This is a genomic window from Clostridium sp. CS1-1, from assembly GCF_056135525.1.
The window spans coordinates 95,996-114,832 of record NZ_CM148680.1; the positions used below are offsets into that span (position 1 = coordinate 95,996).

Annotated in this window: 17 protein-coding genes; 14 read left to right on the forward strand and 3 right to left on the reverse strand. The window is 31.0% G+C overall.

The features are described 5' to 3' along the window. Positions 1–12 precede the first annotated feature (12 nt). Complete coding sequence (locus AC0N0V_RS00455; RefSeq protein WP_474461563.1) at positions 13–1,293, forward strand: ABC transporter substrate-binding protein; 1,281 nt, start codon at positions 13–15, stop codon at positions 1,291–1,293. A gap of 169 nt (positions 1,294–1,462) precedes the next feature. Here the strand turns inward: AC0N0V_RS00455 and AC0N0V_RS00460 are convergent, their stop codons facing one another. Further along, positions 1,463–2,584 carry a glycosyltransferase family 4 protein gene (locus tag AC0N0V_RS00460; protein ID WP_474461565.1) on the reverse strand — a complete coding sequence of 374 codons (1,122 nt, stop codon included), beginning with the start codon at positions 2,582–2,584 and terminating at the stop codon, positions 1,463–1,465. A gap of 189 nt (positions 2,585–2,773) precedes the next feature. On the opposite strand from AC0N0V_RS00460, the gene AC0N0V_RS00465 reads away from it, so the two are divergent. Genes AC0N0V_RS00465 through AC0N0V_RS00480 form a run of 4 tightly spaced genes read left to right on the forward strand, consistent with a single transcriptional unit; the run spans position 2,774 to position 5,814 of the window. After that, positions 2,774–3,781, forward strand: a complete 1,008-nt coding sequence (locus AC0N0V_RS00465) for a CotS family spore coat protein (protein WP_474461567.1) — start codon at positions 2,774–2,776, stop codon at positions 3,779–3,781. Positions 3,782–3,805: 24 nt separating this feature from the next. Further along, positions 3,806–3,997, forward strand: coding sequence for a hypothetical protein (locus AC0N0V_RS00470; protein WP_474461569.1), 192 nt, complete (start codon positions 3,806–3,808; stop codon positions 3,995–3,997). Between the two features lie 22 nt (positions 3,998–4,019). Next, complete coding sequence (locus AC0N0V_RS00475) at positions 4,020–4,781, forward strand: spore coat protein (protein ID WP_474461571.1); 762 nt, start codon at positions 4,020–4,022, stop codon at positions 4,779–4,781. Between the two features lie 13 nt (positions 4,782–4,794). Next, entirely contained in the window at positions 4,795–5,814 is a 1,020-nt protein-coding gene (locus tag AC0N0V_RS00480) for a CotS family spore coat protein (protein ID WP_474461573.1), read from the forward strand. A gap of 80 nt (positions 5,815–5,894) precedes the next feature. Here the strand turns inward: AC0N0V_RS00480 and AC0N0V_RS00485 are convergent, their stop codons facing one another. Beyond that, positions 5,895–6,386, reverse strand: a complete 492-nt coding sequence (locus AC0N0V_RS00485; RefSeq protein ID WP_474461574.1) for a YajQ family cyclic di-GMP-binding protein — start codon at positions 6,384–6,386, stop codon at positions 5,895–5,897. A 126-nt stretch (positions 6,387–6,512) separates the two neighbouring features. Next, positions 6,513–7,637 (reverse strand): glycosyltransferase family 4 protein, encoded by a 1,125-nt coding sequence (locus AC0N0V_RS00490; RefSeq protein WP_474461576.1) that lies wholly within the window; start codon positions 7,635–7,637, stop codon positions 6,513–6,515. 114 nt (positions 7,638–7,751) lie between these two features. Here AC0N0V_RS00490 and AC0N0V_RS00495 point away from each other — a divergent pair, with 114 nt between their 5' ends. The 9 genes from AC0N0V_RS00495 (at position 7,752) to AC0N0V_RS00535 (ending at position 18,823) form a co-directional block, all read left to right on the forward strand. Then, positions 7,752–8,768, forward strand: coding sequence for a CotS family spore coat protein (locus AC0N0V_RS00495; RefSeq protein WP_474461577.1), 1,017 nt, complete (start codon positions 7,752–7,754; stop codon positions 8,766–8,768). 159 nt (positions 8,769–8,927) lie between these two features. Continuing rightward, entirely contained in the window at positions 8,928–9,788 is an 861-nt protein-coding gene (gene yabG / locus AC0N0V_RS00500; protein WP_474461579.1) for a sporulation peptidase YabG, read from the forward strand. A 202-nt stretch (positions 9,789–9,990) separates the two neighbouring features. Next, the gene (locus AC0N0V_RS00505; RefSeq protein WP_474461580.1) at positions 9,991–10,227 is read left to right on the forward strand and encodes a Veg family protein; all 237 of its coding nucleotides are present in this window, start codon (positions 9,991–9,993) and stop codon (positions 10,225–10,227) included. Positions 10,228–10,581: 354 nt separating this feature from the next. Beyond that, complete coding sequence (locus tag AC0N0V_RS00510) at positions 10,582–12,144, forward strand: DUF3794 and LysM peptidoglycan-binding domain-containing protein (protein WP_474461581.1); 1,563 nt, start codon at positions 10,582–10,584, stop codon at positions 12,142–12,144. Positions 12,145–12,346: 202 nt separating this feature from the next. Continuing rightward, positions 12,347–13,162, forward strand: a complete 816-nt coding sequence (locus tag AC0N0V_RS00515; RefSeq protein WP_474461582.1) for a cyanophycinase — start codon at positions 12,347–12,349, stop codon at positions 13,160–13,162. A gap of 59 nt (positions 13,163–13,221) precedes the next feature. Beyond that, positions 13,222–15,846: a cyanophycin synthetase gene (gene cphA, locus AC0N0V_RS00520; protein WP_474461584.1), complete on the forward strand. Its 2,625-nt coding sequence runs from the start codon at positions 13,222–13,224 to the stop codon at positions 15,844–15,846. A 155-nt stretch (positions 15,847–16,001) separates the two neighbouring features. Continuing rightward, on the forward strand, positions 16,002–16,844 hold the full coding sequence (gene ispE / locus AC0N0V_RS00525) for a 4-(cytidine 5'-diphospho)-2-C-methyl-D-erythritol kinase (RefSeq protein ID WP_474461585.1): 843 nt from the start codon (positions 16,002–16,004) through the stop codon (positions 16,842–16,844). 277 nt (positions 16,845–17,121) lie between these two features. After that, positions 17,122–17,316, forward strand: coding sequence for a CLC_0170 family protein (locus AC0N0V_RS00530; RefSeq protein WP_474461586.1), 195 nt, complete (start codon positions 17,122–17,124; stop codon positions 17,314–17,316). A gap of 46 nt (positions 17,317–17,362) precedes the next feature. Beyond that, positions 17,363–18,823, forward strand: a complete 1,461-nt coding sequence (locus AC0N0V_RS00535) for a spore germination protein (RefSeq protein WP_474461587.1) — start codon at positions 17,363–17,365, stop codon at positions 18,821–18,823. The last annotated feature ends 14 nt before the right edge of the window (positions 18,824–18,837 follow it).

Here is an 18,837-nt window from a genome sequence, read left to right on the forward strand (position 1 = left end):
GGAGAATTATGTATGAGAAAAAAAATAAGAGCATTAGGTGTATTGATTTTTATAAGTATGTTAACTTTAGTTGTTTCTTGCAATAAAGAAACAAAGGTTTCTGAGGGGGAGGATAACTTAAAGGGCGAAATTGTAGTTGCAACTGATAAAAGATATGAAAATCAGTTAAAATATGCTGCAGATAGTTTTAAAATAGCTCATCCAAAGGTACAAGTAAAACTTAAGGTTGAGGATAACCTATTTGATAAGGTTAAAGATGATATAAGCAATAAACAGGCACAAGTAGATATAGTAACTATTGATGATCAGTATGCTCAATATTTCATGAAGAACCTTCCAGGAGCATTTTTAGATGTAACAGAAGATACAAGTTTTTATAAAGATAAGGTTAAAAAGAGTGAAATAGATAATTTAACATATAAAAATAAGATATATGGCTTTCCGTGGGTTTCTTTTCCTAAGGTGATATTATATAGAAGTGATATATTTGAGAAATCAGGGATTAATGTGGATGACATTAAAACTTGGAATGATTATGTTTATGTGGGAAGAAAAATAAACAAGGATACAGGTATGAAGCTTTTTACAAATGTAGGGAACGAAAGCAGCAACATATATTTAACATTGTCTAATCAATTGGGCACATCCTATTTTAATAAAGAGAATAACGTAAATTTTAACTCTAATGAATGGGTATCAGTTTTAGAAACTATTAAGCTACTGTATTCAGAAGGTATAGTGTATGACTTGTCTTCCAAGGAGTTGCTTTTAGATGCTGTAAAAAAAGACAAAGTAGTATCGTTTATTTCAGATTCATTTTATGTTAGCAAATTCATGGAGAGTTTACCTGAACATAAGGGGAAATGGAAAGTAATGAAGCTTCCTGCCTTCGAACCTGGGGGAAATAGAGATGTGTCTGTTGGCGGAACTAACCTAATGATTAGCAGCAATTCATTAAATAATAAGCTGGCAAAAGAATTTATAAAGTTTGCCTTAACTGATGAGCATCTACAGGTAGATTTGATGAACAAGTATGGGAACTTCCCAATAAATAGTGATATATATAACTTAGTTGAGTTTGATAAAAGTAATAGTTATGTTAACTCTAAATTAGGGAAACTACTTTCTAATATAGAAAAGGGTGCTGAAGGAATAAATTATACTGCTAATTTTCCAATTATAAGAGGAATAGTGCAATCTTCATTATCGATAGAGAATTTAAAAGATAAGGATGTAAGAGTTGTTCTTGATTCACTTCAAAAGGAATGTTCAAGCAAGATAGTGTTACCATAGTAATATTTTTAATTATGAGTATGTAATATAAGGTATTTAAGTACAATAAACGTTTACAAAAGTATTAAAATGCTATATAATAGAATATAAAGGGATTAATCATAGGGAATATTCGAATACATAAATAGAACCTCCTGACTGGGATCGGAAAGCAGTCAGGGGGTTCTATTTATTGACCATATAATATTTTGTTATAAGCTTCAATAGTTTTTTCAGAGGTTTTCTCCCAAGAGAATTGAGAAGCTCTTAACAGGGCTTTTTTGCTTATATCATTTCTTATACTTTCATCATTTAACAATGCTTCCAGTGAGTACATAAGACTTTTCATGCTTAAAGGATCTATTAGGATACCGCCATCGCCTACAACTTCAGGTATTGATGAGATATCGGAGGTAAGTACTGGAGTTCCACAGCTCATGGCCTCTAGGGGAGGAAGCCCAAATCCTTCGTATAAAGAAGGATAAGTGAAAACTTCACAGGCATTATAAAATATAGGTAGATGTTCCTCAGGGACAAATCCAGTAAATTTAACATTTGAATTAATATTTAATTCTATACTTAGATTTTTTAAAAGTTCACTATCATCCTTATTTGCTCCCACTATAACCAAGTCATATTCTTTATCTAAGTTTTTATGAATATTTGAAAAGGCCTTCATTAAACCTGATACGTTCTTTCTCGGACTAAATCCACCAATATAGAGAACGAATGGTTTGGTGATGTTGTAGTTCTTCATCAATATACTTTTACATTCTTCTTTATCTAGTGGTTTATATTTAACATCAGCAGCGAGCGGAGTTACAAAAACTTTATCTTCATCAATGGAAAAAAATTTTAGAATATCTCTTTTAGAGCATTCTGATACAGTTATTACACCATCGGTAAGTTCCATAATTCTAGGCATTTCTTTTAGAAATTTAGCAAGGTATCCTCTACCGACTGTTTCAGGGAGGATATATGGTATTAAATCATGAATTGTTACAACCTTTTTACATGGGATATTGTCAGATATACCTATACCATTTTGAGGTATATGGTATATATCGACACTTTCTTTTTTTAAATTATGAGGAAAGTAATGTTGTTCGAAAAATCTATGATGTCTTTTAGATGCTATTATTATTTTTGTATTAATATCTTCAAATTCTTTATAATTTTCTCCTGACCAATAAATTTGATAATAATTTTCTTTGTGAGTTGTAGTCATATATCTCAGAATTTTATCTGTATAAGTTCCTATACCAGTACCTCTATACCAGTTGACACCTCTTGCATCAATAGCAATTTTCATACAATTATCTACCTCCACACAAAATTGAGAATTGACATTCTCAATCCATATCATAACCAAAACCCAAAATAAGCAAAAAATTCAGCTTTACTATATATTATTAATATTACGCTAAAAGTGTGTCATTTAGCACACACATATAAGTTAATTCATATAATACATATATAGCAATTTTTTGGAGGAAAAGACTTGGAAATATTGGAGGTACAAAAATCAGTTCAAAATGCTTACGGCTTTAATATTCATTTTATAGAAAAGGTAAAGAATGTATATAAGATTCATGCTGAAGATAAGCAATATTGCCTTAAGGTTATAAAGTATGACTTTGGACATTTCTTATTTATTTTATCTGCCATAAAGCATCTTCAGAATAATGGTTTTAAGGGTATTCCAGGGATAATAAAAACAAAAAAGGGTAAGGAATATATAAATTTGAGTGGAAACTATGCCTATTTAACTAAGTGGGTTAACTCTAGAGAATGCAATTATGATAATCCAGTAGATGTTATAATAGCATCTGCAAAATTAGCAGAGCTCCATAAAAAGAGTAAAGGGTTTGAGGTAACAGAAAAGATGAATCCTAGAGTTGGGTGGTTTAAATGGATTGAAACCTTTAAAACTAGAAGAGATGAAATACTAGATTTTAAGATGAGAATATCAAAAAAGGAAAAAACAACTGAATTTGATGAAATATACTTGAGCATGATGGAGGAGGAGTTAGAGAGGGCGGAAACGTCAGTTAAGAACTTGGGGAAAAGTGAGTATTTGCAGGTTATGAAAAATGAAATTGAGTCTAAAGGATTTTGTCATCATGACTATGCTAATCATAATATTTTAATAAATATTAGTGGAGAAGTAAATATAATAGATTTTGATTATTGTATTTTAGACACTCACTTACATGATCTGGGGAGCCTTCTCATAAGGTGTATGAAAAATGGTAGGTGGAGCATAGATAGTTCTCTATTGATATTGGAATCTTATAACTCAATAAACAAGGTCAAACAGATAGATATACCAATAATAGCTGCATTTATGGAGTTCCCACAGGACTATTGGCAGGTGGGAATACAATATTATTGGGAAAAACAACCCTGGGGTGAGGAGTTTTTCTTAAAAAAGTTAAGGAAGATAAGTGCTGATAAAGATGAAAAACAAGAATTTGTAGAAGATTTTAGAAGTGTAAAATATAGATAGTAATTAATTAAGGAGAGTGTATTTATGGGACATAAAAAGTATAAACAAGACGAAGAGAAAGAACGCGTAAGCTTAAAATCATATGAAGATAAGTTAGAAAATCTAAAGAAGTCAGTAAAGGAACTAAAAAAAGTCAAAAAAAGAGAAGAAGAAATTGAAAAACTAGAAAAGAAGAAGAAAAAAATATTAAAGGAGATGAAAAGAAAACACAAGTAAGAATTATTGAGGAGGTTTTGAGGTGTATTGCGATAACCTTACTATATGTTTTATAAAGTACCTAGAGTCTAAGGGAATTAAGCAAGTAGAGGATTTTAAGCGAGAAATTGAACTTGAAAATATAACAACAAATATAATGAAAAATCAAATTTATAATATAAGTGAATTTCATGAAAGAACGACTGGATATATGGAATTAATGAATAAGAGGCTTGGTAATAATATTGGAAAGGTGGTTGAACAATATAAGGTTTATATAAGGAGGTTTACAAAGGACTTAGATAATTTGAAAAAAAACGGAACAAGTAACAAGTTTGAAAAAGAGTTGTTAAATTACGGTGATTTATACCTAGCAAGAGCTAAAAAGTGCATTGATAATATATATATAAACAACTATATAGGATTAATAATGAGAAGTATGAAGCAAGCGGAAGTATGTCTTGGTAATACAAGCTTTGATAATTTAAAAAGAGGTAATCAGTTACAGATAAAGAGCATCAATGATTGTTGCTATAATATGGTTGAAATGGATTTAGTATATCTTTTAAGTAAGATTAAAAGAAAAGGGATAGATGTTGATTTTTATAGTTTAATAAAAGAATTCTGTAGGTTAGAATCGCTAGAAGATGATAGTGAAAAATTTATACTATCAATTTTATCTTATCCACATGAATTTATGAAATGTTGCAATAGGTATAGAGAGCAAAGTAAGAGTTGGACTGATGAAGAATATGTTTTTAAATTACAAAAGGCTATTGTATCAGATGGAGAGAGTTTAATTTAAAGGAGGTGTTTAAATGTTTCCAAGATATAGTGAAAGAAGATACTTAACTAAGTATGATTTATGTGTAGAGTTATTTGATAGATTTAACCTTAGTGTATATGATGTCATACCTGTTAGGGGAGTATATATGGCGTCAACAGATAAAGGTGAAAAGATTTTAAAGAAAGTTGAATACACTATAGAAGAACTCAAATATATATATAATGTGCTAACTTATATAAGAAATAAGTTTTCGAGAGTAGTTGATTTCGTAAAAGATAGCCAAGGCGAAATTTATACTATTTGGGATGGAAATATGTACTGTATAATGGACCTCGTACAAGGCAAGGAATGTAATTTTAGCAATCCAGTAGATTTAAGTATTGCATCAAGAAGCTTAGGAGAACTTCATTCAGCTTCAGAGGGATTTAAAACAAACTTATATAATAAGCATAATAATGGAAAATTAATAGACACATTCAAAAGAAGAATTCAAGAAATGGAATTTTTTAAAAATATAGCTAGTATTCATGAAAATAAAACTGAGTTTGATGAAATATTTTTAAAAAATGTTGACTACTATATTGATCAAATTAAGCTGAGTACAGAAATGCTAGAAAAGTCTTGTTACTACAAGCTCTGCAGTGAAGAGGATAAGATTGTAGTATGTCATCATGATTTAGCATATCATAACATATTGATAAATAATAACGAGGCTTACTTTGTAGATTTTGATTATGCCATTATAGATCTTAAAGTACATGATTTATGTAATTTTATAAATAAAGTGATAAAAAACTTTGCCTTTGACATTGAAAAAGCCAATAGTATAATAGAGAATTATTGTGTTAAAAACTCTCTAAGCAAAAGAGAGCTTGAAGTACTTTATGGAATGTTAACATTTCCAGAGGATTTCTACTCCATATCTAAAGATTATTACACAAAAAGAAAAGATTGGGACGAAGATGTATTTCTTGATAGATTAAAAAGAAAAGCTAGTTATAAAGATGATAGAGAAGAGTTTTTAGATAAGTTTAAGGAAAATGTAAACTAAAAAACTATAAAATGCTGCTCATATTAAATTATGAGCAGCATTTTTCATAGATATATACCTAAGTTTAATTCGTAAGAGCATTAACGTAAGTTTGTAAATTGAAGGTCAATTCCAAAGTCTTTTCCTTTAAGTGCTTGAATAACAGCCTGCAAGTCATCTATCTTAGCAGCTGATACACGCACCTTATCATCCATAATTTGAGACTGAACTTTAAGCTTAAGTTCTTTTATGTAGCTTGTAACTTCTTTAGCCTTTTCTTTACTTAGACCATTCTGAATTTCAACATTTTGCCTTAAGGTACCACCAAAAGCACTTTCTATTTTTCCAGGATTAAGGGCCTTAGGGGATATCCCTCTTTTAATCATTTTTCCTTTCAAAATATCAAGCATAGCATTAATTTTGTAGTCATCCTCAGCAGTAAGCTTTAAAGAATCCTTTTCTAACGTTATTTGAGCCTTACTTCCTTTAAAGTCATAACGTTGGCTGATTTCTTTTATAGATTGATTAATAGCGTTATCCATTTCTTGCATATCAACTTCTGATGCAATATCAAAAGAACTATCTTTTGCCATTATATGTACCACCTTTCATGAAAGTTGTTGGAAAACGATTAGATTTCCTATATGATATTATACATTAATATACATATTATAGTAAATAGAGGGCAAGTTGTTATATTCAACTTGCCCGGGTAATACTTATCCTTTTATTATTCTATTATATGCAGTTACAGTTTCTTTTGCGGTTTTTTCCCAGCTTAACTTAGAGGCTTGCTTAACTCCAGAGGAAATTAATCTTTCTTGAAGAACACTATCGGATAGGACTTTAAACATGGAATCACATAAATCGTCCATATCTCTAGGATTGACCAACAATGCACCATCACCTACTACTTCTGGAACAGAAGTGACGTTAGATGCTATAACAGGCACTCCACAGGCCATTGCTTCAATAGGTGGAAGTCCAAAACCTTCATAAAAAGAAGGATAAACAAATAGTTTAGATGCATTGTATAGATACGGTAAGTGTTCTATTGATACAAACCCAGGAAATAATACACTGTCTGAAATCTTAAGTTCTTCAGCACGAGCCTTATAAATTTCATATGACTTTCCTTTTTGTCCTGCTATTACAAGTTTAATATCATCTTTGTATATAGATAAAAGTTTGCTAAAGCTTTCAATAAGGCCAATTATGTTTTTTCTTGGGCTAAAGCCACCTACATATAAAATAAAGTCACCTTCTATAGAGTAGTACTTTTTAGTAACATATCTACTTACTCTTTTATCTAAAGGCATATAAATATCCTCGCCAGCTAAGTGTGTAACATATACCTTGTCTTCAGGAAAATTAAATGCCTCAATTATATCCTTTTTAGAATAATTAGATACAGTTATTATCCCATCACAATTAGATACAATTTTAGGGATTTGTTTAGAGAAAATTTCTAAGTATCTATCACTAACTGTTTCAGGCATTTTATATGGAATCACATCATGAAGAGTTATTGCGAATCTACAATTTTTATCAATAGGAAGACCAACCCCGTTTTGAGGTACGTGATAAAGTTGTATATTTTTATCTTTTAATATATTAGGAATATTTACTTCATCCCAGAAGTTAGTTTCCCTTCCCTCAGTAATATTATTTAAATAAAAATTTCCTCTTAGGGATATATCATGTTTGCTATTTTCTGGCATAAAGAGTAGGTAATTATTTATGTTGTCAATTCTATTCAAACAATTAATTAATTGATAAGTATAAGTACCTATTCCTGTTCCCCTATACCATTTTGCTGCACGTCCGTCTATTCCTATTTTCATAAGATTGTTCCTTTCGAATTTGCTATATTTTATTATATTAAAGTCACCTCAAAAGTGTTAATAATCTTCTAAAATTAATAAGGAGTTCATATAAATTATATAGGGGTGATTAACATGATGAGAGAATTTGAAATAGAAAGACAGTTTGATATTAAAATTGAAAGCATAAAACCGAATAAAGGAGTATACCTTTTAAAAACAGACAAAGGAACAAAATGTTTAAAGAAAATAAATTATGGAACACAAAAACTTTTATTTGTGTATGGTGCAAAGGAGCACCTTATAAACAATGGTTTTCCCAACGTAGACAGATATTGTCTTAATGAAGAGGGTAACCCTTATGCTCTTGTTAATGAAGATATTTACACTCTTTCAGAGTGGATTGATGGAAGAGAATGTGACTTTAGAAATCAGGAGGATCTAATAAAAGCAGCTAAGAGTTTAGCATATTTGCATATAGCTTCTAAAGGATATGAACCACCAGAAAATAGTAAGTTAAAAACAGATTTAGGTAGATGGCCAAGTTTGATGGAAAAAAGGGTTAAGTCTTTTGATAAGATGAGAGACATGGGAAGAAAAAAAAGCAATAAAGGCAACTTTGATTTAAATTATATAAAAACAATACAGTTTTATAAAGACTTTGGAAGAAGAGCTATGAATGTTTTATCAAGCTCAAAGTATAATGAACTATGCGAGATTGCAGAAGAGGATAAGAGTTTTTGTCACCATGATTTTACTTACCATAATATAATAATTGATAAAGAAGAAAATGTTAATGTAATAGATTTTGACTATTGCAAAAGAGAAATAAGGGCATATGATATATCTGCTTTTATGATTAAGGTTCTAAAAAGAGTTGACTGGAATACAGAGTATGCAAAAATTATAATCGATGCCTATAATGAAGTTAGTATTTTAAAGGAAGAAGAATATAGAGTTTTATTTGCCTTTTTGTTATTCCCACAGCGTTTCTGGAGACTTGCTAATAGGTATTACTACAATGAGGTTAATTGGACTTTAAATGCGTTCAATAATAAATTAGAAGAACTAATTGCCGAACAAGAAAAATATACTAACTTTATTAATGAGTTTAAAAGTATTTATAATCAAGACGAGGATAAGTTTGTGTAAAGTAAGAATAGACATAAAGCACTGTTGCATGAAAACTAGTGCTTATATGTCTATTTTTACTTTAATTGGGTTTGTCTTTTTAGATTAAATACTAATCACCAAAAGTATAAAAAAACATAGTATATATATTATGAGTTTGATTATGGAGATGTGTAGTTTATGAGAATAGGAGATATTGTAGTAAGAAGATCTTATGGTAAGGATATTACTTTTAAGATTATAGAAATTAAGGATACTAATGAAGGAGTTATATATACTTTAAAAGGGATAAACCTAAGAATTGTTGCAGACTCACCTGAAATAGATTTAGAGGTCGTTCCAGAAGACTCTTTAACAGAGAGTGAGAAAATTTTTAGTAGACAAGTTAATAGCTCTATAAAAAATATTTTGGTAAATAGGGGGGGCTTTCGGAGAGGAGACAGAATAGAGAGAGTTGTTATAAATAATGAATTAGCATTTGGAAGGCCTGGAAGGATACTTCATGTAGATGGAGATCCAGAGTATTTAGATGTATGTCTTAAGGTGTATAAGCAACTAATGCTTGATGTAGTTGGGAAGGCAATTTCAGAAAAAGATCAACCTAAAACGATAGTAGAATTAGTAAAGCAAGTAAAGCCGGATATAGTGGTTATTACTGGGCATGATGCCGTAGCAAAGGGAACAAGAGATTTTACAAACATAGACAACTATAAGAACTCAAGATATTTTGTAGATTCAGTGGTAGAGCTAAGAAATTATAAGTCTAATTATGATGATTTAGTTATATTTGCAGGAGCGTGCCAATCTTGCTACGAAGGTATACTAGATGCAGGTGCAAACTTTGCGAGTTCACCAAGCAGGATATTAATACATTGTTTAGATCCTGTATTTTTATGCGAAAAAATAGCTTATACGAATATAGAAAAGGTTGTTTCTATTCAGGATGCGTTACAAAATACTATAACTGGCACTAGGGGAATAGGTGGACTACAGACAAGAGGTAAGTATAGAGAGGGATTTCCGAAGTCACCGTATATATAAAATTAAATTATTTTATATAATGATGCATATATCAGCAAAAGTGAGGGAATAATACCTAAGGTGAGAAAAGTTTTAAAAATCAAGTTCGTTCACAAAAAATTAATATTGACAAAACAAATTGTTAACTGGTAAAATATTAAGTTTATTTGACATTATATATTTTTAGATATATAATATGAAATGTGGAAAGAGGGTGTTTAATGTGGAAAGAACGAATGTATTGGCTTCGATTAAGAAAAATATTGAAGACCATGTAGGCGACCAAGTAACATTAAAGGCAAATAGCGGGAGAAGAAAAGTCCTTGTAAATAAGGGAATTATTGAAAAGGCATATCCTAGCATATTTGTAATTAGATTAGAAAGTGACACCCAAAGGAAAGTGACTTACAGTTATTCTGATGTTTTAACTAAGACAGTTCAATTAGTTTTTGCTGTATAAAAATCGGTACTAAACTTTAGTACCGATTTTTTTGTAATACAAAAAATGGTAAAATAAAAAGAAAGATGGTGGGTTTCCATCTTTCAACTATGGTATAAAAGGGTATTGAGAATTTATGAGAGGTTATATGGTCAACAACCATCTTAATATTACGCCAAAATTCTGCAAATGTCAATATGAATAAACAGTATAATTCGTTTTAACAAAGTAATTATACGAGAAAAATGATGAATATTGTAGTAAAAACTACCACCTTCACTATTATTTATTTCAAGAAAATATGGAATTTTATCATATTTCTTGGTTAGAAGTTATATAAATAAATAGTAGGTTTTTATGGGAGGGAGATACAATATGGCTATGGAGCTAATTAGAGAAAATATAGAGTGTGAACAATTACTAGATGAAAAGTCTTGCGATAACTCAATGCAAGAAGAGCACGTAATACCAGATACCCATCCAGATGTTAATGAAGTCTTATTAATTGATGCTAAACCGCTTATTGTCAATAGGGAAGTTATTCAAGATAAGATTTCTTTAGAAGGGCAAGTAGAGTATACAATACTTTATTTAGCTAAAGAAGAAGAAAATACAGGTATTCATAGTGTAACTTATGTGGATAGGTTTTCAAATGACATAAATATTCCAGGGGCAGAACATAAAATGCAATGTGATATTAATTGTTATGTTGAGAATGTAGTATGTGAAATAGTTAATGAAAGAAAAATACGAATTCGAGCAGTTATAAAATCAAAAGCAGAAGTATATAAAAATTATGATTTTGAAGTTATAAAGGATATAACAGGCTCTGAAGATGTGCAACTGTTAAAAGATTCAGCTACAGTAGATAAAATCGTGGGAACAGTTTCAGGCGATTTAGCAGCAAAAACTCAAATTCAAGTATCTATGGATAAGCCACAAGTAGGGAACATATTGAAGTGCGACATTAATATCCGTAAAAAGGATACTAGGATCATGGAAGGAAAAGTTTTTATTGAGGCATCTGCATTTATTACGGTTCTTTACAGAGGAAAAGATACTAGAGATGTAGTATGTTTAGAAGATAATGTTCATATTAACAAAGAGATAAACATAGAGGGTGTAAATCCTACTATGGATAACTATACTGATTTTAAAGTTGAATCGATTGATATTAAGGTTAAAGAAGATGATTTGGGCGAAAATAGAATAGTTGATTTGGATGCCTTAATAAAGTCAAATACAAAAGTTATGTATAAGGAAGCTATGGATATAATAGAAGATGCATATTCACCTTCCGCTGTTATGCAAATGAGCAAGAAGGATTATGAATTAAACGTAATGTATGGTCATTCATCTAATCAAAACATAGTTAGACATAATATGGAGCTTGATAATGATATGCCTAAGGTTTCACAAGTGATTATGTGCTGTGGCAAAGCAAGTGTAACTAACAAAAAATTAGTTGAGGATAAAGTTGTAGTAGAGGGCGTTGTAAATGTAGATGTATTATATAAAACTTTTGATGAAAATATGTATTTGTATACGGTTAGTGAGGAAATACCATTTAATACCTCTGTAGAAATACCGGGGTGTAAAATAGATATGCAGTGTATAGCGAAGGCTTCATTAGAAAGTATAGATGCATCTGTAGAGGCAGACACCATAGCTGTAAAGGCTGTAATTGATGTTTACTCTAGGGTAAACTATGTTACTCATAAGGAATTTTTAGTAGATATGAATGCCATAGAAGGAGAGCTGCCTAAGAAAAAAGCAAGTCTTACTATTTATGCTATTCAACATGGAGATACTTTATGGAAAATAGCTAAAAAGTATGCTACAACTATAGATGATTTAGTAAAACTAAACAGCATAGAAGATCCTGATATTGTGAGACTCGGAGATAAACTTATTATACCTGGAAGAGCTGTAATTTAATTAAATAATAATGTTTGCAGTTGTATAAAATAAAAACTTCAACGGTTTTACCGTTGAAGTTTTTATTTTATTATAAGGAACATGAGCACTAATGTGTTTAGAATATGATGAGTGAAAACAAACATGAAATAAGATATGCCTTATGTATAATAATTAGATATATGGAAAAAATAAAGTATATCCATAAAGAGGGGTGTATACATTGGAAGAAAAATTAGAAGGAAGTCTAATAATAATAGGAGGAGCAGAAGATAAAAAAGGTGACAAAAAGATATTAAAAGAAGTTTGCAGAAGATTGGATAAGGATAAAGATATTCTTGTTGTTGTTACTGTTGCATCCGAGTTGCCTGAAGAATTAGGGTATGAATATAATAACGTCTTTGAAGAATTGGGAGTTAAGAATATAAGAATATTGAATATAAGAGATAGAAAAGATGCATGCGATAAGAGTAACGTTCAAATTATAGATGAAGCTTCTCTAGTATTTTTTACAGGAGGAGATCAACTTAGAATAACAAGCCTACTTGGAGGGACACCAATTTATCAAAAAATGAAGAGTGTTTATGAAAGAGGTTGTATTTTTGTTGGAACTTCGGCAGGTGCATCTGTTATGAGTACTACCATGATTGTTACTGGACCTGATGATGAATCTCCGAAAAAATGCACATTAAAAATGGCACCGGGATTAGGGTTGATAAAAGATGTAATTATAGACCAACATTTTGCTCAAAGAGGAAGAGTAGGGAGACTACTTGTTGGAGTAGCGGAAAATCCTCAAAGTTTAGGGATAGGTATTGATGAAGATACTGCCATTGTTGTAAGCGAGCAAGGTGAATTTAAGGTAGTAGGATCTGGAGCAGTGTATGTAATTGATGGAAGTAATATAACTTATACGAATGTGTCAGAACAATATCCAGATGAAATATTGTCCATTTTTAATGTAAAATTATATGTGCTTAAATCCGATGATAGATTTAACTTGAATGCTAAGATTCCATATAGTGGGGTCAAGTTATAAAAACTTTAAGAATCACAGCTTATGACAGCTTATGATAGAGGAGGATAACATAAACAAAAATGAAAATAGATGAATTTAGGATTTTCGAAGGAAGAAATATATATTCTCATAGAAAATGTATAAAGATGTGTGTTGACTTAGAGGGTTACCGAGATACTCCTACAAAGGATATAGAAGGATTTAATGAGAAGCTACTTAAGATGATTCCAAAGTTGAATGAGCACAGATGCGGAATTGATGAGGAAAATGGGTTCAGAACAAGACTTTACGAGGGTACATATTTATCCCACGTATGCGAACATATTATATTGGCTATACAAAACATTTTAGGCATTGATGTTGCTTATGGTAAATCTAGAGAAATAGAAGGAGAAAAATATTATATTATATATGAGTATATGTATAAAAATACTGCTCTTGAAATTGGAAAAGTTGCAGTTGATCTAGTAAATTCTCTTATTAATAAGCAGAGTTATGATTTAAAAGATAGTATGGAAAGAATAAAAAAGATTTTAAAAACAGAAGAGTTGGGACCAAGTACGATGTCTATAATAGAAGAAGCAAAGGCTAGGAAAATACCCGTAATGAAGATTAATGAAGGAAGCATGTTCCAATTAGGGTATGGAAAATACAGCAAAACAATAGAGGCGACAATTTCAAGTAATACAAGTTGTATTGGTGTGGACATAGCTTGTGATAAATTGTTGACTAAAGAAATGCTATATGACCAGTGTTTACCTATTGCAGAAGGTGGGATAGTAAGAAATACTTTGGATTTGTTACTTAAGGCTGAAAAAATAGGCTATCCAATAGTTTTAAAGCCTAGATTTGGGAACCAGGGTAAGGGTGTTCTTGTAAATATTAAAAATGAAAAAGAAGCCCTCAAAGCCTATGAATTGTTATCTAAGAATTTTAGTGACATTATAATAGAAAAAAATGTATTTGGAAAAGACTATAGAGTATGTGTAGTAGATGGAAAAGTTGTCGCTGTGTCAGAAAGAATACCGCCATACATTATTGGAGATGGTGTTAGTAGTATAAGAGAATTAATAAGTGATATAAATAGAGATGATAACAGAGGGGAAGGACACGAAAAGCCTCTAACGAAAATTAAGATAAATGAAGAGTTAAGAGCATATATTGGTAAAAAAGGATACAATCCTGATGATATTTTACCTGAAGGAGAAAAATTAGTCTTAAGGGAAAATGCTAATTTATCGACAGGTGGTAAAGCTGTTGATTGTACTGACATAATTTGTAGAGAAAATATAAAGATATGCGAAAGGGCGGCTAAAGCAGTAGGGCTTGATGTTTGTGGAATAGATGTGTGTTGTAATGATATAAGTAAGCCTATTGTGGGTGAAGGTGTGATAATAGAAGTAAATGCCGCACCTGGAATAAGAATGCACCATTACCCAAGTGAAGGTAAAAGCAGAAATGTGGCTGGAGCCATAGTTGATATGATGTTTAAGGATTCACCTAAAAGCATACCTATAGTAGCTGTTACTGGAACAAATGGAAAAACTACTACCACAAGGCTTATAAATCATGTTCTATTAAAAGCAGGCAACAATGTTGGAATGACAACAACTGGAGGAATATATATAAATAATCAATGTATTTATAAAGGCGATACTACAGGGTATTATAGTGCTAGAACGGTGCTGATGAATAAAGAGGTGGATGCGGCAGTTTTAGAAACTGCACGAGGTGGTATTATCAAAAAAGGACTTGTATATGATTTAGCGGATGTAGCAGTTATAACTAATATCACAGAAGATCATTTAGGGATAGATGGTATAGAGACTGTTGAAGATTTAGCTTATGTAAAGTCATTAATAGGGGAAGCTGTAAAAGACGATGGCTATGTAGTGTTGAATGCCGATGATCCTGTCAGTTGTACTATAATAAATAGAATGAAGGGTAGTATAATAATGTTTTCAAGTGATAAGCATAATACAATGCTTAGAGCTAATATAAATAGAGGTGGGTATGGCGTATATACAGATAACGGAGTTATGTACGTAGAAAAGAATAATGAAATAGTCCCTATAGTTAGGGTCGAGGATATAAAAATAACATTAGAAGGGAAATTGAATTATAATATAGAAAATGCAATGGCTGCTTGTTCGGCTCTTATTGGCCTTAGGCTGGACTGCTTTACTATAAAAGAAGGACTAACAAGCTTTTACGGTGATGAAGAGTTTAATCCAGGAAGATTTAATATGTACAATATAAATGGAGCCTTGGTGGTTTTAGACTATGGTCATAACATAGAAGGATATAAGGCTGTTCTTAAAGGAGCTAAGAATATAAGCCATAATAGGCTAGTGGGAATAATAGGTGTTCCTGGAGACAGAACAGATAGTAGTATTGAAGAAGTCGGTAGAATAGCAGGAGAAAATTTTGATTATATATATATCAAGGAAGATAGAGATAAAAGAGGAAGAAAGAGTGGAGAGATTGCCAGTATTCTAGAAAAAGGTATTTTAAGAGCAGGTTTTGATAGAAGGAAGTTTGAAACAATATTAGACGAGAGAGAAGCTCTTAAAAAAGCTATAGATAACGCAAGACAAGGAGATTTAATTATTATCTTCTTTGAAGAGTCAAAGCCTTTAGTAGAATTGGTTAAGGATAAAATTAATCAGAGTGAAAATAAAATGCAATCTACGCTGCTAGTATAATAAGAGTATATGATTAATTGAAAGCTATATTTTTAAGGTTTAGAATTATAAAGATTACAACTTTTATTGTTCGACACCTTAAAGGTATAGCTTTAATTTTAGTCCTATATTATACTATTTTTATTAGGTAACATTACATTTATGGAGGGTAGGATATGATACTGAAAGCATATGCAAAGATAAATATATCATTAGATGTTATAGGAAAAAGGGAAGATGGATATCACGATTTAAGTATGATAATGCAGACTATAGATTTATATGATGTTATAAGTATAAAGGAAATAAATAACGGTATAAAAATAACTTGTAGTAGTGAGGATGTGCCTACGGACAAAACAAACCTTGTATATAAAGCGGCAGAACTCTTTAGAACAACCTATGGAATCAAGAATGGAGTAGAAATAGATATACAAAAAAATATTCCTATTGCAGCTGGACTAGCAGGGGGAAGTACAAACGCAGCAGCGGTATTAAAAGGGATGAGAGATATTTATAAACCTGAGGTAGAAGAAGAGGAACTAATGGGTCTTGGCGTGAAGATAGGAGCAGATGTACCTTATTGTGTAGTTGGTGGAACAGCCCTTTGTGAAGGGATTGGGGAGAAAATTACAAAAATTAAACCTTTCAATAATCACATTTTAGTATTAATAAAGCCTTCTTTTGGAGTATCCACCAAGGAAGTATATCAAAACTTACAACTAAATAAGATAATGAATCACCCTGATAATAAATACATAATCAAATGCATTGAAGAGAATAATTTGCTTGAGGTGGCTAAAAATATGAAAAATGTTTTAGAGAATGTTACTTTAAGTAAATACCCAATACTAGAAGATATAAAAGAGCAAACAATTAAAATGGGGGCCGTTGGTACTTTGATGAGTGGAAGTGGACCTACAGTATTTGCATTTTTTGAGGATATTCTTAAAGCACAACTTTTCTATGATAAGGCGAAGGAAAAATACAATCAAGTGTTCTTAACAAGAACAATATAAGAAGGGCTAAGACTGGTTTAATCATTGGTTGTTATTCTGCGATAGATAGAAGAATAAACTTAGTTAGTAACGTTCATTAATAGTGTTAGATTACATAATTTCAATATGTAAGAGCGATGTATAAAAATATTTAAGTTTTTATGCATCGTTTTTTATTTAAACTAAATTAATTCTAAATAAATGTGCTCATATATTACAGAATGATTTTGTATGTATAATAACTTTTTTAAAAGCTAAAAATAACATAAGGTTACCTCAAAAGATTAGGAGTGATGTTATGAGGATATTAGGTTTGTTTAGTAAGTATTTTTTAATGCTTATGGTAATACAAGGATTTGTATTGATTTTTATTGATTCAAGAAGCTTTAAAAAGGTATGTATGAAAAAAACTGCAAATAGAGCAAAATTTATTGGAATAGGAGTTGTAGCGATTTCATTTGTTTTATACTTACTGGGTATATATACTGCATAGTTAGATTAAAGATTACTAACAACAAGTTTAGAGGATGTGATGATTGTTGAAAGAGGATATTAAAGATGTAATATCATTAAAAACAGATGAGAATATTTGTTATTTAAAAGATTTATTAAAAGATACATCAGATATAGTATATAGAGAATTTTACATTGGTAATTTTAAATCTGCATTGGTATACATAGATGGAATGGGAGATAAAATACTTTTAGATGATTACGTCTTAGAAAATGTAATGCTTAGAGGGCATAATATAACTAATGTAAGTCAAATAAAAGATAGAATTTTACCTGTTACTGATGTTAAGGAAGTTAAAAAATTAAGCGAAGGTATCAATGCTATGCTCTCAGGTGATACTCTAATGTTTGTTGAGGGGCTTGAAAACTGTTATGTTGTTGCAACACGTTTTTGGCCAGCTAGAGGAGTATCAGAACCATCTGCAGAAACTGCAATTAGAGGGGGAAGAGATGGGTTTACAGAGACCATAAGATTCAATACAGCCCTAATAAGGAGAAGGATAAGAGATACTAGGCTTAAGGTAGTGCCCAAAAGTTTAGGCATAAGATCTAAGACTGATTCAGCTATTATGTATATTGATGACATTGTAAATAAAGATATATTAAAAGAGCTTCAGAAGAGGTTGGAGAATATAAGTATTGATGCAGTTTTAGATAGTGGTTATATTGAACAACTAATTGAAGATGATAAGTGGTCATTTTTTCCACAGGTTCAAAGTACAGAAAGACCAGATGTAGTAGCTGCAGCATTATATGAAGGTAGAGTTGCTATGCTTGTAGATAACTCTCCATTTGCCATTATTGTGCCAGCAACTATGCCAACTTTTTTTCAAACTCCAGATGATTATTATCAACGTTGGATTTATGCTTCAACTATGAGACTGGTAAGATTCTTTTCTATATTTTTAGCTTTATTGCTACCAGCACTTTATGTTGCGGTTACATCTTTTCATACCTCTATAATCCCAACTAAACTAGCATATTTTATAGCTTCATCTAGAGAAGGGGTTCCTTTTCCAGCATTCGTTGAGGCTTTAATCATGGAACTAAGTCTTGCACTCTTAATTGAATCTATAGCAAGGTTACCTAAGCCGATAGGATCAACTATAGGTATAGTTGGAGGATTAATTATAGGGCAGGCAGCAGTAAGTGCAGGTATTGTGAGTCCTGTAATGATAATTATAGTTTCAATTACTGCAATAACAAGCTTTACTACACCTAACTATGAAATGACTTCTGCTTTAAGATTAATTAGATTTCTTCTTATAATTGTAGCGGCAGTCGTTGGACTTTATGGAATAGTGCTTGGATTACTAGTTACACTTATACACCTGATCCGATTGAAAAGTTTCGGAATATCTTATTTATCCCCGATGGTAAATCCGAATATAAAGGATTTCAAGGATATGTATGTGAGATTTCCCCTAACATCCTTTAAAAAGAGGCCTGTTTATATGAATACAGAAGATAAAGTAAGACAGAAATAGAGGTGGTATGTCTA